Raw genomic sequence first — 18,965 nt, 5'->3', positions numbered from 1 at the left:
ATAAATTTATTGAATTGACTTAGCTAGCGCCATGGCGGCCACATATCCGGAACTCCAAGCCCATTGTAGGTTATAGCCGCCGAAGTCTCCGTCCACATCCATCACTTCGCCAGCCAAATAAAGCCCAGGTACTAGCTTGGATTCCAGCGTTCCTTCGATTATTTCCGACGTATCGATGCCGCCAGCTGTCACTTGTGCATTCGTAAAGCCATTAGTATCCGTCACCTTAAATTCCCAGCGCTTCAAGATTCGATAAAATTTCTCCTTAGTTTTCAACGACAGAGCCTGGCAAAGCAGCTGTGGCTGCTGATCTAAGCCGGTCTCCTTGAGTAGGACCGTAACAAGCTTCTTGTTAAAGATGCCAACGAGAGAATCTGCAACCGTCCGGTGTCCAAAAGTCTCCCAGAGCCTTTCTAAAAACTCAACTAACTCTTCCTCCGTGCGGTCAGGCATCAGATCCACCGATAATTTCACCTGTTCTCCTCTTGCAAGATGATACGCAGCCTTCCTGCTTAGCTGGAGAATTGGCGGACCAGTAATACCATAGTCCGTAAAGGCAATTTCGCCCTGTTCACTGCCGATGACTTTACCGTTTACAATAATATGAGCTTGTCCCTGAGATTTGATAGTGGACAGTGCTCTCATATTCGGATATTGCAGCTTCAGTTGCACAATGGCCGGTAAAGGCTCAATCAGGGTGTGTCCCAGACGTTCAGCAAGTGTATACCCAGGAGGTTCTTTTCCCGCATTTGGACCGGCAAGGCCACCTGCAGATAGAAGTAGATAGTCGCTAGTATAAACAACCTCCTCCTCTGTCTCCGTTTGGCATTTTATCTTGAAGCGCGGATGATTCTTCGAAACAGTAACATCCAACACTTTGTTATTGAGGTACACCGGAACATTCCGATCCTCCAGCGCAAGCTGGAAAATATCCAGCACCGCTGCTGCCTGCAGCGACATCGGGTACATCAAGCCATCCTTCAATCTTGTAAGCGGAAGCCCGAGAAAGGAGAAAAAATCAATGGTCTGACGGATGCCAAATTGCTGTACTACCTTAAGTGGAAATCCGGGCTGATTACTGTGATACTTACGCGATAAAGCGACTGCTTCATCCGTACCTGTCGCAGTGGATTCATTCGTAATGTTGCAGCGCCCATCACCTGTCATTAATATTTTCTTTCCAATCCGGTCGTTACTCTCCAGAATGGCAGTATCGATACCCATATCACACGCAGTAACAGCGGCCATTAGTCCGGCAGCACCTGCGCCGATAATAAACAGCTTGTGGTGCATAGAAGTCTGATTCTCATACATGGTTGATCAATGCATCCTTTATTCCAATTTTTCTAAAAGCACAGAAGCACTTTATTAAATTATAGCATAAGTGTACTGGTTTTCATTTATCTCCTTATGTACTCTTCACATCTTAGGTTAGCCTTTTATCCCTTGACTGCAATTTAGTCCATAAACAAGAAAAAAACCGCTTTATCAGCGGGTCTTTCGAATAGAGCCTAGGAGAGTCGAACCCCTCTCCGAAGATAACGGCACATAAGCTTCTACGAGTGTAGTTACAGTTTTGAATTCCCCTAGAAGCATTCTAACCAATATTTGATAAGTCATTCTGATTAAGGAGACTGATCAAAGATAACTCCTTAGTATAGTGATGCAATTATATAAGTTAATCCTGAATATATCGTTTTTTAACAGCGTTTCTTCAATATTCAGAAAGTACCCTTGGCGCTACAGATGATGGCTGGATCCAAGCAACAATTATGACCACCAACCACGACGTTGAATGAAGAACGATGAACCTTATGTATACTACCAGAAGGTTTACTAAAGTTTTTTTATAGTTGCTAATTCCCTGCAGAATCAAGATACGCTTCAGCTTCTTCTATCGATTCGTACAAGTTTGCAATATCTTTAAACATACGATTCATTTGCGTTTTGTAGAAAGCTGTAGGCGCAACATACACCCATTTGTGTTTTGTAGAGATTCCAGCTTTCACAGCATCTTCACCAGTTGGAGCAAGAATCGCCATCACTTCTTGCTTAAATACCAGGCCACCAGTGATTACAGTCATACCTGTAAACCCTCGCTTAGTTTTCTTCAGTACCTTCGGAAATTGTTCTGCGTACGCAAAGGCATCCTCAACTTCCATACCGTCCGATGTTACAATAATTCTGTTTTTGTTTTTAACATAATCAATAGTAAAACTCATAATAGTAATTCCTCCGAATATTTTTGCTTTTGGATGCATAATGCCATAATTTAATCTTATATCAGTTCGAGCTCTTATAGATGTAGTTTCGGAAAATATGCCACTAATTATTAACTTCAAAGTGAATGATCTAATTTTAGATGTAGACAACATGTCTACAAAAATCAATATATTAGTTCCCATAATTCCTTGTCTGCATTTGATCTACAATTCGAGTTCTAAACAGCAAAAAACCGCTATCTCAGCGGGTTTTTGTTTATGGAGCAAGGGAAGCCGAACCCCTGTCCGAAGATAACAGCACATAAGCTTCTACGAATGTAGTTACAGTTTTGATGTCACAAAATTCATGACTCCCGCCAGAAAATTGTTTACGGTGTAGTTGTAATTCTAAACTCAAAACTGTGCTATAGCGAAAAATCGGTAACACCCTTTTTATAGGAAAATTTAAGACTATATGTTTCTTCTTTTCCATAGGGCATTGTAGCAATTTTTATACGAGTATAATCAAGCCTGCTATCTCTTAACACTCTCTTTATCAAGGCTATACTCCGTTCTTCTTCCGTAATGATACAAAATATATTAAGAGCATATTTTTTCGGGTCGGAAATGCATTTACCCATATCAAAGCCATCAACACAACCTAAGTTAGTATCTACTAGAGATATGTCCAGGTATTCCATGACTTTATCTCTTAACCAGTTATCACGTTGGCTTCCTTTTTCACTTTTTAGAGGATACTGTACTACTAACCAAAATTTCTCACTCATTCATAATCACCAGCCAATGAAGAGATTTATTATAATAATTATAACAAAGAAACTTTGCAAAAGGGTACCGTTAACCATAGTATGGGAACCATCCTCATGCGGATGGTATTCGTGGTGGTAGAGAAATCTTTTGCAGTTTAAAAATATGCATACCAAACATTCCGAGACCACATAGTAGACATGATAAACCACAAGTACACATTTGAGGAATTGGCTGAAATCATTAAAAGGCATTGCCTAACTTTAATTATGAGGATACAAAAAAGCGACCCCTAAAGGTCGCTTTTTCTAAAACTCCATATGGAGCCGAGGGGAGTCGAACCCCTGTCCGAAGATAACGGCACATAAGCTTCTACGAGTGTAGTCACAGTTTTGATGTCACCCGAGTATCGCCCCGTAACCGGCTATACGTTGGGTCAGCCTGATTGTCTTCTTCAGCTCACCGCAGGCGGAGATGAGACAGCGTATCCCACTATTTGTTAGCCCCTATCCCTGTCACATGGGCGATGCAGAGTAGAAGCACGCACACAGTTTCTTAGGCTGCGAAAGCGTAGTTGTTTTGTTGTTTGCCGTTTAATAGGCTTTAGCGTTGATGAAGCGGACGCGTCCCCACTACTCGCTACTCATGCTCGAACTACCCCCGTCGAATCCAAGAACGGCCCCTCATTAAAAAGGGCGCTTCGGATCAAGCGGATCTTCCAAGCAAGAGAGATCCAATCTACAGCTTCTTATTCAAGAAAACTGTAACGAAGCAATAACTAACTTACTTACTCAGTATAGCACATTTATCAACACTTTAACACGTGGGTTAAAGGAATTGAAGGTTGAAACTGGAACTCATTTGAATCGTCTAGTTCTCCCAGATTATCTGGCGATCTTTTGCTTATCACGCAGTACACGCTGGATATCACGTTGAGCATCTCGCTTGGCAGCCGAGTCACGTTTGTCATACTCTTTTTTACCTTTACCAAGACCAATCAGCAGCTTTGCATAGCCATTCCGCACATAAATCTTAAGTGGCACAATCGTAAACCCATCTCGCTTGGACAAGCCCAGCAGTTTATGAATTTGCTCCTTATGCATTAACAATTTACGTGTGCGTGTGGGATCGGTAGGATTGGCACGGTTACCTTGTTCAAAAGGGCTGATATGCATGTTGTGAATCTGAATCTCGCCATTACGGATCGTAGCAAAAGCATCTCCAATATTAGCGCGGCCATTACGCAGCGACTTGATCTCTGTACCCGTCAGCACCAAGCCAGCTTCATAAGTATCCTCGATAAAATAATCATGGGAAGCTTTCTTGTTCTGGGCAAGTACTTTCCCGTCTGCTTTTTTACCCATGAGAATCACTCCTTGAATCATATTCATAAGTTAAAGTAACCATGTCTGTCTAATCTTAAACGACACAGCCATCGAACGTCTGATCTATATTGTAACAAATGGAATCAAGTGAGCGCAAGGAACCTTCAACCAAATATACTTCACCTAATTTGTCATAGAGTTGTCAGTAACATTACCCAATATCTAGCATTTGTTACAAAAAAGCATTAAGCTGAGTTGATCTGGAGTTTTTCCACTAATCTCCACATATCTATATCCATCTACCCTATTTACTTATTACCTATTTGTTCTCAATTATCCGCTTCCCTCTTCTTGGATATACATCTATTCGACGCCTATTCAAATAGCGCTGCTTTTACCTATACTGTGCAATCCTATACTGTACCTATCCTATCCTCTAACTATTCACTTGCTATCACCTACGTTTTTCTATATAAATGTATTTCGTGCAACTATTTAAGCCTTATCACCGCCAAAAAACTAATTAGTTGCACTTTCTGCAGCTAAAAAAGCGAAATCAGACCAATTATGGGTAACTGATCAGATTTAGATGTACAAAATGCAATTAGCCACCACTTTTACTACATAACCCAAATTTAACTGCACATAATGCAATTAACCAAGTTGATTATTAGTTAAAAAGCACCGCCACAGGAGGGACGGTGCTTAGTATCGTTATAGAGTTATGCAGCGCATAACCGTCATTTATTTCTTTTTACGCTTACGTGGTGCTCCTTCTGGAGCGCCGCCATTATTGTCACTTCGTTTAGAAGTGACTTGCTCAGATGTCTCTACGTTGCCTGGTGTCACGGACTGGCCGATGAACACCCCGCCCTTGGTTTTCTTTTTGCGGCGGCCTTTGCCTGTAGGAGCGCCGTTACGGCCTTCTCCACCGCCAAAGTTACCCCCGCGATCCTCGCGGCTGCGGAACTTCGTGCTGCCGTCCACGCCCCGCGCTTCGCCGCCGGAGGAGTCGGACGCAGGAGCGCCGTATCCGCCTTTGCCGGAGCCAAAGCCGAAGCTGATGCCGCGTCCACCACCGGCACCGCCGGTGTCTCCGCCGCGGCCTCGCCCGCTGCTGCGCTCACGCGGCGCGCCTGCGTTGCCGCCGGCTTCGCCTCCGCGCTCTGCGCCCGGCGCAGCAACTACCCGGCTCGCATCCTCGCCGGCCTCGCGCCCGCGCTTCCGCTTACCGCGTCCGCCCGCTGCGCCAACACCGGCCGCTTCGCGCGGCCCATCACCGGCGCGCACACCTGCGCCCGGCTTGCCCTTGCCCACGCCTGCAGCAGCGCCGCCGGGCTTGCCTTTACCGCCGCGTCCCTTGCCCGCGGCGCCTTTGCCCCCGGCCGGCTTAATGAAGCCGCCGCCCGAGCGGCCGCCCTTGCCTCCGCGGCCGCCCGCAAAGCCACCACCGCGGTGCTCGCCTGGCGCGCGTGGCTTCATGTCGACCAACTCGAAATCGATCGTGTGGTCATCCATATTTACTTTGGCGACTCGGATCTTCACCTCGTCACCAATACGGAACACACGCGATGTGCGCTCGCCAATGAGCGCCATATGACCTTCGTCGAAATGATAATAATCGTCGCTCATTGCACTGAGACGAATAAGACCTTCGACGGTATTATCCAGCTCGATGAACATTCCGAAGCTGGTCACACTGCTGACCATAGCCTCGAATTCCTCGCCTACTTTATCCTGCATGTATTCTGCTTTCTTCAGTTGCTCCGTATCGCGTTCAGCTTCTACCGCCACACGCTCGCGTTCCGAAGACTGCTGAGCAATGTCAGGCATCCGGCTAGACAAATAATCATGCCGTTTCTGGGTCAATGCCCCTCCATTCTCAATCACTTCACGCATTACGCGGTGAATGACCAAATCGGGGTACCGGCGAATCGGAGAAGTGAAGTGAGAATAGTATTCCGCAGCCAGTCCGAAATGGCCCGTGCTCTCCGCATCATACTTTGCCTGCTTCATAGAACGCAGCATCATCGTACTGATGACCGTCTGCTCCTTTGTGCCTTGGATTTGCTCCAACAAATCCTGCAAAGCACGTGGATGAACCGAATTGCCACGACCCTTGACGTGATATCCGAAATTGGCCGCAAAAGCCATGAAATTTTGCAGCTTCTCTGGGTCTGGATCTTCGTGAATCCGGTAAAGGAACGGAACCTTCAACCAGTGGAAATGTTCAGCTACTGTTTCATTTGCCGCCAGCATGAACTCCTCGATAATCTGTTCAGCTACAGAACGTTCACGCTTCACGATATCTACAGCCTTGCCGTTCTCATCCACGATGATTTTGCTCTCTTCAAAATCAAAATCAACCGCACCCCGGCGCATCCGCGCATCGCGTAGCTTCATCGCCAATTCTTTCATGAGGCGGAAATCGTCAATTAGTGGACTATAACGTTCCAGCAGCTCTGGATCTTCGTCTTCGAGAATTTTACGAACATTGGAGTAAGTCATTCTCTCTTTGGTGCGAATCACGCTCGTAAAGACATCGTGCTTCACAACCTTCATTTGCTCGTTAAACTCCATTTCACAGGACATTGTTAACCGGTCTACCTGTGGATTCAAGCTGCAAATTCCGTTCGATAGACGGTGCGGCAGCATCGGAATAACCCGGTCTACTAAATACACACTACAACCGCGGTCATAGGCTTCTTTATCCAGCTCAGAGCCTTCACGCACATAATAACCTACGTCTGCTATATGGACGCCCAGCTTGTAATGTCCATTCTCCAAGCGCTGTACGTTTACCGCATCATCCAAATCCTTAGCATCTTCGCCATCAATCGTAACAATGTTCAGTCCGCGCAGGTCGCGTCTTCCTTGCTCCGCAATCTCCTCTTCTGTAATTGAATCAGGAGCGCTATCGGCTTCATCCATCACTTCAGCTGGAAATGCCTCAGGCAATTGATGTTTGCGGATAATGGAAAGAATATCAACACCCGGATCATCCTTATGTCCGAGAATCTCAATAATTTCACCTTCTGCCGCTGCTCGGCCTTCCGGATAACTCACAATTCGCACAACGACCTTTTGACCATCAACAGCACCTTTAAAGGATTGTTTCGGAATAAAAATATCACGATTAATCCGCTTATCATCAGGCAGCACAAAACCATAGGTCTCCAGGTTCTGAAATACACCTACCGTCTGCAACACGCCACGTTTTACAATACGTACTACTTCGCCTTCCATACGTCCGCCGGACGGACTTTTAGAGGTAATACGAATCAGAACGATATCGCCATTCATAGCTCCCTTAAGATCATTTGCATGGATATATACGTCAGGATGATCACGATCATCCGGGATTAGAAAAGCAAAACCCTTCGCATGTGCTTGTAAACGTCCACGCAGCAAATCCATCCGTTCTGGCACGCCATAACGTGCAGTACGGGTTAATACAATTCTTCCATCCTGCTCTAATTCAATCAGCAGTTCCTCGAACTTTTTAAACCCCTCGCTATCCTCTAGAGCAAAATGACTCACCAGCTCTTCATAAGTCATTGGTTTATATGCAGTTTCCCGCATGAAATCGAGTAATATTTCTTGTGTTATCATGTTCGTCACCCCAGCCCTCCGCGGCTTCAAGCCGCTGGCAAATATGTATATCTTGTCCTGCCCTGCAGTAATGCCAAGTAAATTTTACCTTTACTACTTCATACCCTAGTATACACGAAATCAATCCTGCGCATCCCTGTTACTGTCATCCAAAGGTTAACACAGTACAAAATTTCCTTTAAATGCTGAAATACATCCATGCCGCCTTCAGGTTTACTTCCTATCGATCCAGCCTTTTTCTTTGCGAATATGAAAAGAAAAGCACCCTTAGGTGCTTTTTAACTCCTTTTAATATAACAAAAAAGCCTCCGCTCTATTCCATTTAGAACAGAGCGAGGGCTTACGGTAGATCTTTTAGTCGATTAGAACTGCAGCTAGAATCGCCATGATAAAGAAACCAGCAGCAAGTCCAACAGTTACACGTTGTAGTACGAGCTCCATACCACGAGCTTTTGTTTTACCAAAGAGATGCTCAGCACCGCCAGAGATGGCACCGGAAAGACCCGCGCTTTTCCCCTTTTGCAGAAGAACGACCGCAATAAGACCGACGGAAAAAATCAGGAGCACAACTTTCAAAAAGATATCCATTCACTTCCACCTCCTACGCCTAAGCATCACTATCTATGGTAATTTAGGTTATCACGATACATAAACAGTATTCTTATTTTATCATAGCGCTGTCGGTAATACAACAGCTTAGACTGTTAAGTCGTAGCTTTTCTTGCAAGATAAGGATAAACCTATTGAAGTCTATCTTCTTCAAATCATAAAAAAGACCCGCCATAACGGCGGGTCTTAGAAGTCTGCTATAAAAGCAGATTATCTTTTGAGGTTGTAGAAGGATTTCAGGCCGTTGTATTGAGCCAATTCACCCAACTCATCTTCGATGCGAAGCAATTGGTTGTATTTAGCAACACGGTCTGTACGGGAAGGAGCACCTGTTTTGATTTGACCAGCATTAGTCGCAACAGCGATGTCAGCGATTGTGCTATCTTCGGATTCACCGGAACGGTGGGAGATAACTGCTGTGTAACCAGCACGTTTAGCCATTTCGATAGCATCAAAAGTTTCAGTCAATGTACCAATTTGGTTAACCTTAACCAAGATGGAGTTACCGATACCTTTTTCGATACCTGTTGCAAGACGCTCAGTGTTAGTTACGAACAAGTCGTCACCAACCAATTGGACTTTGTCGCCCAATTTTTCAGTAAGCAATTTCCAGCCATCCCAGTCGTCTTCGGACATACCGTCTTCGATTGTGATGATAGGATATTTTTCAACCCATGAAGCAAGAAGGTCAACATACTCAGCGGAAGTGTAAGATTTACCTTCGCCAGCAAGGGTGTATTTACCGTCTTTGTAGAACTCAGTGGAAGCAACGTCCATACCCAAGAATACGTCAACACCTGGTTTGTAACCAGCTTTTTCAATAGCTTCGATGATTGTAGTGATTGCTTCTTCATTCGAACCAAGGTTCGGTGCGAAACCACCTTCGTCACCAACAGCTGTGTTCAGGCCTTTGGATTGAAGTACGGATTTCAAGTTGTGGAAGATTTCAGCACCTGTGCGAAGAGCTTCTTTGAAGCTTGGAGCTCCTACAGGAAGAACCATGAACTCTTGAACGTCGATGTTGTTATCCGCATGCTCACCACCATTGATGATGTTCATCATTGGTACTGGAAGAGTTTTAGCGTTGAATCCGCCCAGGTATACGTACAAAGGAATATCCAAAGCTGCTGCAGCTGCACGAGCTACTGCCATGGATACAGCTAGGATTGCGTTAGCGCCCAATTTACCTTTGTTAGGAGTTCCGTCCAAAGTAATCATCAATTTGTCGATGCCCACTTGGTCAAGAGCGTCCATACCGATAACTTCTGGAGCGATGATTTCATTTACGTTCTCAACAGCTTTCAGAACGCCTTTACCCATGTAACGGGATTTGTCGCCATCACGAAGTTCTACAGCTTCGTGAGCACCAGTGGAAGCGCCGGAAGGAACGATAGCGCGGCCTTTAGCACCGGATTCCAGATAAACGTCAACCTCTACTGTAGGGTTACCACGGGAGTCAAGGACTTCGCGAGCATATACATCAGAAATAATAGTCATGTAAGTTAATCTCCTTTTAACATTGTTTTGGTCTTACTTGTATAGCTTAAAATCAAAGGCGTTATACCTTACCTTACTTACGGCTAGCAATCATGGATTGTCCGGTCATTTCCGCAGGTTGCGGAAGTCCCATCAAATCTAGGATTGTTGGTGCTACGTCTGCAAGAATACCGGATACACGCAATACAACATTCTCAGTAGTCACGATGAACGGAACAGGATTGGTTGTATGAGCTGTGAACGGGCGACCGTTCTCGTCAAATACCATATCTGCATTACCATGGTCAGCGATAATAATGGCAACGCCACCTTTGGCAACAACCGCATCCACTACTTTACCCACACACTCATCCGTCACTTCTACAGCCTTGATTGTTGGTTCCAGCATGCCGGAATGTCCAACCATATCAGGATTGGCAAAGTTAAGAATGATAGCATCCTGTCTTTCCGCTTCGATTTCCGCTACGCAGGCTGCAGCCACTTCGTATGCGCTCATCTCAGGTTGAAGATCATAGGTTGCCACTTTAGGAGAGTTGATTAAGATCCGGGTTTCACCAGGAAGCTCCTCGTCACGTCCACCGCTGAAGAAGAAGGTTACATGCGGATATTTTTCAGTTTCCGCGATGCGCAGTTGCTTCTTGTTTTGTTGAACAAGCACTTCACCCAATGTGTTATCCAGGTTCTTCGGTGAGTAGGCTACATAACCTTGTACCGTTTCGCTGAAAGTAGTTAGGCATACGAAGTGCAGGTTTTGCGGGAACAAAGGACCACGGTCGAAACCGCGGAAATCTTGATTCGTGAACACTTGTGACAATTGAATAGCACGGTCAGGACGGAAGTTGAGGAACACGACGGAATCGCCGCTCTCTACTGCCGTTACAGGTTTGCCTTCACTGTCTACAATTACACTAGGTTCAACGAATTCATCAAATACCGAGTTTTCATAAGATGAAGTGATGGCTTGCACAGCATCCGTGTATTTAGGGCCTTCACCATAAACCATAGCACGATAGGCTTTCTCTACACGTTCCCAACGTTTATCACGATCCATTGCGTAATAACGTCCGGACACCGTTGCAATCGTACCCACGCCAACCTCTTCGATTTTAGCTACTAGATCTTGGACAAACTTCTTCCCACTATCAGGAGCTACGTCACGACCGTCCATAAAAGCATGGATATACACTTCATGCATATCTTCTTTTTTAGCTAGGTCAAGCATAGCAAACAGGTGGTTAATATGGCTATGTACCCCTCCGTCGGATACAAGCGCATAAAGGTGAAGCTTTTTGCCAGTGTTCTTAGCATTTCTAACTGCGCTAACCAGAGTTTCGTTATCGAAGAACTCGCCCTCGCGGATCGATTTATCGATACGAGTCAAATCCTGATAAACGATCCGGCCTGCACCAATATTCAAATGCCCTACTTCGGAGTTGCCCATTTGCCCTTCCGGAAGGCCTACAGCTTCACCGCAAGCAGTGAGTGTAGTGTTAGGATATTGTTTCAGGTAACGGTCATAGTTAGGTTTGTTGGCTTGAGCAACGGCATTACCTTCTGTCGTTCCACGCAAACCAAAACCATCCATGATGATCAAAGCTACGGGTTTTGGAGCTGACATCTTACTTCGCCCCCTCAACCAATTGAACGAAGGAATCCGGTTGTAAGCTGGCACCGCCAACAAGCGCACCATCGATGTCGCTTTGGCCCATGTACTCAGTTACATTCTCAGGCTTCACGCTGCCGCCGTATTGAATACGAACAGCTTCAGCTGTTGCTGCATCATACAGATCTTTTACAAGGCTGCGGATGTAAGCAATAACTTCGTTAGCATCTTGGGAAGTGGAAGATTTACCTGTGCCAATAGCCCAGATAGGTTCGTATGCAATAACAACTTTTGCTGCTTGCTCGGCACTAAGACCTTGGAATGCAGCTTCAGTTTGTACTTTACATACTGCTTTAGTTTGATCAGCTTCACGCTCTTCGAGCTTTTCGCCAACACATACGATAGGAGTAATTCCGTGACGGAATGCAGCATGCATTTTCTTATTCACGATTTCATCCGTTTCGCCAAAATAAGCACGACGCTCAGAGTGGCCAATGATAACATAGTCCACACCAAGATCACTTAGCATTACACCACTGATCTCGCCTGTGTAAGCACCGTTATCTTCAAAGTGTAGGTTTTGTGCACCAATCTTGATGTTAGTACCTTTTGCAGCTGCTACAAGTGCAGGCAGGTTAGTAAATGGAGCGCAGATTACAGTCTCAACGCCTTCTACTTCTGCTTTGCCTTTAATTTCAGCAATAAAGCTTTCTGCTTCAGGAACTGTTTTGAACATTTTCCAGTTACCTGCAATAATAGGTGTTCTCATGACTTATGTTGCCTCCTTCTTAGGTCTTACTTATCGTTCAGTGCTTCTACGCCAGGAAGCGCCTTGCCTTCCATGAACTCAAGGGATGCACCGCCACCAGTGGAGATATGATCCATTTGATCAGCCAGGTGGAATTTCTCTGCTGCTGCTGCGGAATCTCCGCCACCAATAACAGTGTAACCTTCAGTAGTTGCACAAGCTTTTGCTACTGCAAGTGTACCTTCAGCGAATTTATCGATTTCGAATACGCCCATAGGTCCATTCCAGACAACCAGCTTGGAGTTCTTGATAATATCGGCATAAAGTTCACGAGTCTTAGGTCCGATATCAAGTCCTTCCCAACCTTCTGGGATTTCATTGTAATCAACGATCTTAGTGTTAGCGTCAGCACCAAATTTATCAGCAACAACAACATCAACAGGAAGCATGAAGTTTTTACCAAGTGCTTTTGCTTTTTCGATGAATCCAAGAGCAACGTCAAGTTTGTCGTTGTCTACTAGTGATTTACCGATTTCAAAGCCTTGTGCTTTAGTGAATGTATAAGACAATCCACCGCCGATCAGGACGTTATCAGCCAAAGACAACAAGTTATCAATAACATCAATCTTGTCTTTAACTTTCGAACCACCGATGATCGCAGTGAAAGGACGTTCTGGGTTAGAAAGAGCTTTACCAAGAACGGACAATTCTTTCTCCATCAAAAGACCGGATACAGCCGGTAGGAAATGAGCGATACCTTCTGTCGATGCATGTGCACGGTGAGCCGCGCCAAACGCATCATTAACAAACAAATCAGCCAGTTCAGCGAATTGTTTAGCCAGTTCAGGATCGTTTTTCTCTTCACCTGGGTAGAAGCGAACATTCTCAAGTACAAGTACGTCGCCTTCGCCTAGCTCAGCGATTTTTGCTTTTACAGCTTCGCCAATTGCTTCGTCAGCTTTAGCTACTGGTTTGCCAAGAAGCTCGGACAGACGTTCAGCAGCAGTAGTCAAACGCATGGAATCTACGAATTCGCCTTTAGGACGACCCATATGACTCGCAAGAATGATCTTTGCACCGTTCTCGATCAAATATTTAATGGTTGGAAGTGTTTCGCGAATACGAGTATCATCAGTAATTTTACCGTCTTCTACAGGTACGTTGAAATCCACGCGTACAAATACGCGCTTACCCTTTACTTCTACATCACGGACGCTTTTTTTGTTCATGATTAATTCCTCCACACCCAAAATTGTTTCTAGCAGGAAACAAGAAATACATTTAGAAAGAGCGGAAACAAGGAATTTCTGTTTCCGCTCTATAGATGTTGCTTATATCAAGTCAATTACTTAGCGATTTTAGCGAATTTCTCCAAAGTACGAACCAATTGTGCAGTGTAGGACATTTCATTGTCATACCAAGCAACAGTTTTAACCAGTTGTTTGTCGCCAACAGTCAATACTTTAGTTTGTGTAGCATCGAACAGGGATCCGAAAGTCATACCTTTGATGTCAGAAGATACGATTTCATCTTCAGTGTAACCATAAGTGTCTGGATCGGAAGCTGCTTTCATTGCTGCGTTGATTTCTTCAACAGTAACGCTCTTATCAAGAACAGTTACAAGCTCAGTCAGGGAACCAGTTGCAACTGGAACACGTTGAGCTGCACCATCCAATTTACCTTTAAGTTCTGGAATAACCAGACCGATTGCTTTAGCAGCACCAGTAGTGTTAGGAATGATGTTCTCAGCTGCTGCACGAGCGCGTCTGAAGTCACCTTTAGCATGTGGAGCATCCAAAGTGTTTTGGTCGCCAGTGTAAGCATGAATTGTAGTCATCAAGCCTTCAACGATACCGAACTTGTCGTTCAGTACTTTTGCCATTGGAGCTAGGCAGTTAGTTGTGCAAGATGCGCCGGAAATAACAGTCTCAGTACCATCAAGAATGTCATCGTTAACGTTGTAAACGACAGTTTTCATGTCGCCAGTAGCTGGAGCGGAGATAACTACTTTCTTAGCTCCACCTTTCAAGTGTTTTTCAGCTGCTTCTTTAGTTGTGAAGAAACCTGTGCACTCAAGTACGATATCAACGCCTAGGTCGCCCCATGGCAATTCTTCAGGGTTGCGGTTAGCAAGAACCTTAACTTCTTTACCATTGACTTTGAAGAAGCCATCATGCACTTCAACATCACCTTGGAATTTACCTTGAGTTGTATCATATTTAAGCAAATGAGCAAGCATCTTAGCGTCAGTCAAGTCGTTGATTGCTACCACTTCGATACCTTCTACATTTTGAATACGGCGGAAAGCAAGGCGTCCAATACGTCCAAAACCGTTAATTCCAACTTTTACACTCATTGAATAGTTCCTCCTAGAATTCGTTTTATTTATTCAAAACAGACGGTGAGGTCTGTCATGACAACAATGTTAAGTATGATGCAAGAAGTATGTTGTATTGCCTGCAATCTAAAAACTACGAAGATAGCTGTAGTTGATTGTCAATTTCCTTGCCTATTTCTACTGCGGCAGCCTCGTCCGTGACGAGAATATTCTCCTGCCCGAAACGCAGCATGGCATGAATGGCTTTGGCCTTGGGTTTGCCTCCTGCAATACCGATGACTTTCTCTGTCCGAATAATATCTTCTAGACGTAGACCCATCGTAAGCATGGTATGGACAACCTGACCCTCTTCATTGAAATAATAGCCAAAAGATTCGGCCACTGCCCCTTCACCCTGGATTTCCGAGACTGTAGCCTCGTCCAGTTTGCGGCGGCGGGTCATTTCAATGGCATCCCCAATCCCATGTACAATAATACGCGAACTGCGGATGGTTTGTACAATCTCTCCAATATTAGAGTCAAGTGCCAGCGATTGGTATGCATCCCCACTAAGCAAATCAGGGACATGCAACAACCGGTAGTTGGCTCCAACCCGCTTTGCCATTGTTGAGGCAATCGTGTTGGCTTGAATCTCCATACTCTCTCCTAATCCTCCACGCGCCGGAACAAACCAAGCGTTCTTATAGGAAAGGGACAACGGCGGTGTCAGTTGATCAGCCATATCGGCAAGCGTCGATCCACCTGTGACGGCAACTGTATCATCTGCGCGAAGTATACTCAGCAGTGCTTTCGCACCCGCCCGGCCAAGCTCTCGTTTGGTGAACGGCGATGACTCACAATCACCCGGTACTACAATAACTTTATCCAGACCATACGTTGCTCGAATTTTCTCTTCCAGCTCATCCAGACCAAATAGGCTCTTAACAACCGGCTCTAGCAAATCAAGCAGTCTACGTCCAGCAGCGCTAATGCGCATGCCAACACTCTCGATCTCAATAAGCCCTTGCGATTTCAGAAGATCCGTCTCGGCACGCAGTACCCGCTCAGTCATATCTAGCGAAGCGGCTAGCGTTCTGCGCCCAATAATATCGGACAGCATGATCTGATGAAGAATCGTGTACCGTCTCTTAAGGGTTTCCATGAGATCAGGCAGAAGCTGCTTTTGGATATCTAATAAATTACGCATACTTTCACTCCTGCAACTTCGTCTTCCTCTATTCCCTTGTTCATGGTCTCAAAACGTCCCGGGTAAACTTTTTAAGTCCCACCCATATTCTAACCAAATATTGCTCGAAGCGCAAGTCTTCCGAGAGTAGAATTCTCAAGCGCTTGTCTTCTTATACATTAATAAGGTCAGAAAAAGATATAGCGCCCGATGCCTGCCCCTAGAGCGCTTGTCCAGTATTAATATTACATTGCAATTGTGTAAAAATTGTATTATAATCATTTTTGTTGCGCCCGTGGTCCAATGGATATGACGTAGGCCTCCGAAGCCTGAGATCCAAGTTCGATTCTTGGCGGGCGCGCCATTAATTTGATTTTTGTACATAATTTAGTAGTGCCTATACTACTACTTAACCAAAGAGCCGCTTGTCGGCTCTTTTTTTTGAATATAAGTTTGACTTTCTTTGACTTTTTGTTTGAATTTGTTTATCATGTGGGTAATACGGCAAGAGTAAAAATGAATACATTTGAAGAACCAATATCAAGGAGGTTTTCCACGTGAGTTATATTCCTATGGTAGTAGAACAGAGCAACCGCGGCGAGCGCGCTTATGACATCTATTCCCGCCTGCTGAAGGACCGCATCATTTTCCTTGGAACGGAGGTTAATGACGTGGTAGCCAATTCTATCATCGCACAAATGCTGTTCTTGGCTGCCGAAGATCCTGACAAGGACATTCACCTTTACGTGAATAGCCCAGGCGGTTCCATTACTGCAGGTATGGCTATTTTTGATACAATGCAGTACATTAAACCAGACGTTTCCACCATCTGTGTGGGTATGGCAGCTTCCATGGGAGCTTTCCTGCTAAACGCTGGCGCCAAAGGCAAACGCTTCGCACTGCCTAACAGCGAGATCATGATCCACCAGCCTCTGGGTGGTGCTCAAGGTCAAGCTACGGACATTGAAATCCGTGCCCGCCGCATCCTCAAATTGCGCGATAAGCTGAACCGTATTCTAGCAGAACGTACGGGTCAACCTCTAGAACGTATTGAGAAGGATACAGATCGCGACTACTTCATGACTGCTGCAGACGCGGCTGAATACGGTATCGTAGATAAAGTAATCGAGAAGACATTGCCTAGCGGTGTGTAAGCTATAAAGTAAAAATATAAAGAGGCTGTGCTCTAACCATAAAGGATAGGGCACAGCCTCTTTATATTTTATAGAAGACCTAAATCCAATCAATTCAGCCCGCCATAACCTAGTGCATCCAGCTTCTCGGCAATTACGCGATAACCCCGGCCATTCGGATGCAAATGATCAATGGATAACAGCCCTCTCTCATTTCCTGCGAACTCACTGTAAATCGAAGCAAATCCACAGACTCGGCTGCTGTACTGTGCTGCGTATTGATTAAACTGTCTGACCCACTCTGTCGCACCAACCACCTGAGGATAGGGATTATATAATCCCACAATTCTAATGATAAAAGGTCTACGCGTCCTCGCCTTCAATTGTATAAGGATATTCATAATTGCAGAGAAATTTTGTTTGCATTCCTGAAGCGATCTGCGCAGTTCTGCGGATAAGTTCCCTTGCTGTCTTGCTGCTGATTTGGCCGCGTGAATCAAATCATTACCACCGATAGACACAGTGATGATATCGGCTTCTCGAACGGCCTCACGCATCATGGAATTTCCGCGCAGCCGCTGCTCCAGCTCTGAAGTAGTCATTCCGTTCACGCCTAAATTCGTAGAGGCTACAGTAGTCCGCAGTCTCCCTTCTGCCATTCTACGGTACACCGGAACAAAACCGTTACCTGGCAGAGCACCAAATCCAGTCGTCAAGGAATCGCCAATTGCAGTATATTGGTAGCCCATAGCTCTCCCCCGTTCATAAACTAGTTACTCCCTTTAGCATATGAACTAGAGACAACTCCGGTAAGGGGGAGATGCCTTGTGCTGACATTAGCGGAGACGAGGTATCTCCATTTATTTCATGCCAGCAAACGGGCTGCTGTCATCCGGCAAAAGCTCTTTGAAACTAAAGGTATACTCAGGGAAGCCTGCAGCATACGCTGTGTACTCATATAATTGGAAGAACAGAACAACCTTGTCATCCTTCAGATAGAAATATTTCTCCGTATTCAATCCGTTGAATCCTCCCAAATAACTATCCTCTGCCTTCAGCAGCTTGCTCAGCTTAGCATTCAGCTGTTTTTTGTAGTTTGGATTAGCTCCAAACAGGTCGCCCAACAATAGACGTTTACCATCTTTAAGCGAGAAGGTGAATGCCTCACGGTTAGTCATTCCATGAGCGCCGCCCGTATCACTATACTGATGCATCACTATGCTGATCACACCATTCTGATTGTAGGTCACTACATAACCTGAATCATAGGTGTATTTGGGCTCTGCTCCATCTCGATCGGAGATATCCTGTTCTGCACCCGCCGCGAATTTCATAACACTTTCCTTCAAAGTATTATTAATAGCTTGTTGCGCACTGGAATTGCCCAATCCACTGATCTTCGGATAATCAAGCTGAATAAAAGCTTCTGTCCGATCTTTAGCATAAGTTTCCGTGGTTACCGTCAGCGCGTTCTGCGGTCTGTTCACCACATTCAGCTTACTGGCGGCCCGACTCCAATCTACCTTATAACCCATATAATCATTTAACAATCCTGATGGAACGTAGAGGCGATTATTAATTAACTTCCCTTCATACTCTCGAATGAAATAGTTATTCACCCACACAGAAGTACCGTAACTAGATAACATCAACTTCGCCGTGGCCGATCCTTTTCCAATCATGTACGCATTTTCCTTCTTATCATACGCAAGCGGTAATCTCAACACATCTCGCATAAAAGTTATGGGAATCCAGGCCTGTCCTTCCTTCAAAATACCTTCCTGTAACGAATTTATCCCGTTTGCCTTTAAAACGATACGCGAATCAATAGCTTTATTCTCCGTTTTACTAGCTGCTGCATAACCCGTTTCGCTGGGCAGCAGACCTCCACCAAACAATAAACCTGCCGACATCAGACCTATGCCCCATTTGCGTACTGATTCTTTTGAAATAATATTCATCATCT

The 18,965-nt window shown here is 45.1% G+C and carries 16 protein-coding genes, 1 tRNA gene and 1 other RNA gene; 2 read left to right on the top strand and 16 right to left on the bottom strand.

What is annotated here, in order from left to right; translation table 11 throughout:
- Window positions 1-6: 6 nt before the first annotated feature.
- The 14 genes from PODO_RS00965 to PODO_RS00910 form a co-directional block, all read right to left on the bottom strand.
- Window positions 7-1,314 carry a BaiN/RdsA family NAD(P)/FAD-dependent oxidoreductase gene (locus tag PODO_RS00965; RefSeq protein WP_080742372.1) on the bottom strand — a complete coding sequence of 436 codons (1,308 nt, stop codon included), beginning with the start codon at window positions 1,312-1,314 and terminating at the stop codon, window positions 7-9.
- A gap of 542 nt (window positions 1,315-1,856) precedes the next feature.
- Window positions 1,857-2,222, bottom strand: a complete 366-nt coding sequence (locus PODO_RS00960) for a hypothetical protein (protein WP_036687158.1) — start codon at window positions 2,220-2,222, stop codon at window positions 1,857-1,859.
- A 256-nt stretch (window positions 2,223-2,478) separates the two neighbouring features.
- Window positions 2,479-2,619, bottom strand: a complete 141-nt coding sequence (locus PODO_RS31395; RefSeq protein ID WP_169744730.1) for a hypothetical protein — start codon at window positions 2,617-2,619, stop codon at window positions 2,479-2,481.
- 7 nt (window positions 2,620-2,626) lie between these two features.
- The gene (locus PODO_RS00955) at window positions 2,627-2,989 is read right to left on the bottom strand and encodes a hypothetical protein (RefSeq protein ID WP_036687156.1); all 363 of its coding nucleotides are present in this window, start codon (window positions 2,987-2,989) and stop codon (window positions 2,627-2,629) included.
- 298 nt (window positions 2,990-3,287) lie between these two features.
- Window positions 3,288-3,652: a transfer-messenger RNA gene (gene ssrA / locus PODO_RS30295) on the bottom strand.
- Window positions 3,653-3,853: 201 nt separating this feature from the next.
- Complete coding sequence (gene smpB / locus PODO_RS00950; protein ID WP_036687155.1) at window positions 3,854-4,333, bottom strand: SsrA-binding protein SmpB; 480 nt, start codon at window positions 4,331-4,333, stop codon at window positions 3,854-3,856.
- 705 nt (window positions 4,334-5,038) lie between these two features.
- On the bottom strand, window positions 5,039-7,906 hold the full coding sequence (gene rnr, locus PODO_RS00945; protein ID WP_038573989.1) for a ribonuclease R: 2,868 nt from the start codon (window positions 7,904-7,906) through the stop codon (window positions 5,039-5,041).
- Window positions 7,907-8,260: 354 nt separating this feature from the next.
- Window positions 8,261-8,494, bottom strand: coding sequence for a preprotein translocase subunit SecG (gene secG / locus PODO_RS00940; RefSeq protein WP_036687153.1), 234 nt, complete (start codon window positions 8,492-8,494; stop codon window positions 8,261-8,263).
- A gap of 231 nt (window positions 8,495-8,725) precedes the next feature.
- Window positions 8,726-10,012: a phosphopyruvate hydratase gene (eno, locus tag PODO_RS00935; RefSeq protein WP_036687130.1), complete on the bottom strand. Its 1,287-nt coding sequence runs from the start codon at window positions 10,010-10,012 to the stop codon at window positions 8,726-8,728.
- A gap of 73 nt (window positions 10,013-10,085) precedes the next feature.
- Complete coding sequence (gene gpmI, locus PODO_RS00930; protein ID WP_038568130.1) at window positions 10,086-11,630, bottom strand: 2,3-bisphosphoglycerate-independent phosphoglycerate mutase; 1,545 nt, start codon at window positions 11,628-11,630, stop codon at window positions 10,086-10,088.
- Window position 11,631: 1 nt separating this feature from the next.
- Complete coding sequence (gene tpiA / locus PODO_RS00925) at window positions 11,632-12,384, bottom strand: triose-phosphate isomerase (protein ID WP_036687124.1); 753 nt, start codon at window positions 12,382-12,384, stop codon at window positions 11,632-11,634.
- A gap of 26 nt (window positions 12,385-12,410) precedes the next feature.
- Entirely contained in the window at window positions 12,411-13,592 is a 1,182-nt protein-coding gene (locus tag PODO_RS00920) for a phosphoglycerate kinase (RefSeq protein ID WP_036687122.1), read from the bottom strand.
- A 116-nt stretch (window positions 13,593-13,708) separates the two neighbouring features.
- Entirely contained in the window at window positions 13,709-14,719 is a 1,011-nt protein-coding gene (gene gap / locus PODO_RS00915; protein ID WP_036687120.1) for a type I glyceraldehyde-3-phosphate dehydrogenase, read from the bottom strand.
- A 115-nt stretch (window positions 14,720-14,834) separates the two neighbouring features.
- Window positions 14,835-15,887, bottom strand: coding sequence for a sugar-binding transcriptional regulator (locus tag PODO_RS00910; protein ID WP_036687118.1), 1,053 nt, complete (start codon window positions 15,885-15,887; stop codon window positions 14,835-14,837).
- A gap of 268 nt (window positions 15,888-16,155) precedes the next feature.
- On the opposite strand from PODO_RS00910, the gene PODO_RS00905 reads away from it, so the two are divergent.
- Window positions 16,156-16,230: transfer RNA gene (locus tag PODO_RS00905), tRNA-Arg, on the top strand.
- Between the two features lie 193 nt (window positions 16,231-16,423).
- Window positions 16,424-17,020, top strand: a complete 597-nt coding sequence (gene clpP, locus PODO_RS00895; protein ID WP_036687113.1) for an ATP-dependent Clp endopeptidase proteolytic subunit ClpP — start codon at window positions 16,424-16,426, stop codon at window positions 17,018-17,020.
- 89 nt (window positions 17,021-17,109) lie between these two features.
- Here the strand turns inward: clpP and PODO_RS00890 are convergent, their stop codons facing one another.
- Together PODO_RS00890 and PODO_RS00885 are read right to left on the bottom strand one after the other, a co-directional pair.
- On the bottom strand, window positions 17,110-17,748 hold the full coding sequence (locus tag PODO_RS00890; RefSeq protein WP_036687110.1) for a GDSL-type esterase/lipase family protein: 639 nt from the start codon (window positions 17,746-17,748) through the stop codon (window positions 17,110-17,112).
- Window positions 17,749-17,859: 111 nt separating this feature from the next.
- A complete protein-coding gene (locus PODO_RS00885) occupies window positions 17,860-18,963 on the bottom strand; it encodes a PdaC/SigV domain-containing protein (protein ID WP_051491492.1) in 1,104 nt (367 codons plus the stop codon).
- Between the last annotated feature and the right edge of the window lie 2 nt (window positions 18,964-18,965).

This window comes from Paenibacillus odorifer (genome assembly GCF_000758725.1).
Classification (GTDB): Bacteria; Bacillota; Bacilli; order Paenibacillales; family Paenibacillaceae; genus Paenibacillus_AQ; species Paenibacillus_AQ odorifer.
This window is presented reverse-complemented; position numbering and strand designations above follow the sequence as displayed.